Source organism: Synechococcus lacustris str. Tous, assembly GCF_003011125.1.
Lineage (GTDB): Bacteria > Cyanobacteriota > Cyanobacteriia > PCC-6307 > Cyanobiaceae > Synechococcus_D > Synechococcus_D lacustris.
The window spans coordinates 1-967 of record NZ_PXVC01000228.1; the positions used below are offsets into that span (position 1 = coordinate 1).

At 49.7% G+C, this 967-nt stretch carries 2 protein-coding genes; one reads left to right on the top strand and one right to left on the bottom strand.

All coding sequences use genetic code 11. From position 1 onward, the window contains the following. Window positions 1–766: adenylate/guanylate cyclase domain-containing protein (locus C7K08_RS14525; RefSeq protein WP_133165333.1), on the top strand; the 766-nt coding region annotated here is incomplete at its 5' end. On the opposite strand, the gene C7K08_RS15760 is transcribed toward C7K08_RS14525, so the two are convergent. Beyond that, window positions 763–967, bottom strand: a 205-nt coding sequence (locus C7K08_RS15760; protein ID WP_206603891.1) for a hypothetical protein, incomplete at its 5' end; no start/stop codon positions are given. The two genes, C7K08_RS14525 and C7K08_RS15760, sit on opposite strands and share 4 nt — an antisense overlap.

Genomic DNA, 967 nt, shown 5'->3' on the forward strand with positions numbered 1-967 from the left:
CCCCATGACTACCCTTGCCTTGATCACAGCCGCCGGTTGGCTGCGGCGAGGTGCTGCCGGGCAATTACAACGGCGCCAAATCGAACGCTTATTGGGGCAAACCACATCTCCCGAAGTGGCTGCTGAATTGTGGAAACAACGGGAATCGCTATTGGAGGAGGGGCGCTTTCCTGGCAGGGAATTAGCCGTAACGATTTTATTTGCCGATATTGTTGGCTTTAGCCAAGTGGCTGAGGGATTTCAACCGGCTGAAACGCTGCAATGGGTTAATGTCGGCATGGAAAAATTTGTGCAGGTAATCCATAACAATGGGGGCATGGTAAATAAATTCACAGGTGATGGCTTCCTTGCGGTATTTGGGGTTCCCCTTGCTCAAAACCCAACGCTAACTGCAAACCAAGCTTTAGATAGTGCCGCCGCATTGCAGCGCACATTACTTGAATTAAATCAACAATTACTAGCGGAAAATCGGCCTGCAATGAAATTACGGGTGGGCCTCCATAGCGGCGAAGTAATCACCGGCTCCATGGGTAGTAGCGATCGCATGGAGTATGCCGTTATTGGCGATGTGGTAAATGTTAGCTCGCGGCTTGAATCACTAAACAAGGAACGCCAGGTTAACCTGTGCAGAGTATTGCTATCAAAGGAAACCCTAAATCTATTAACAAATCCTGAGCAATGGCAATTTAATTGCTGGGGTAGCTTCCCCCTCAAGGGCAGAGAGCAAAGCGTTGAGGTATACGAATTAACAGGTATAAATAACTAAAGTTTCTGACAGCGCACCGGTAATTGCTCAGGCCAATTACCTGGCAGGGGCTCAACACCTAAAAACTTGCTTATTTCAGCGGTAGGAATGCTTGAACCACAGCTTGCCGCCAGGCGGTTGAGGAGGGTTCCAGATCCAACCCCTTGCCCCGGGCGAATCAAGCTAAGGGCAGGTGGCGAGGCAGTGGTAATAAAACCAAGG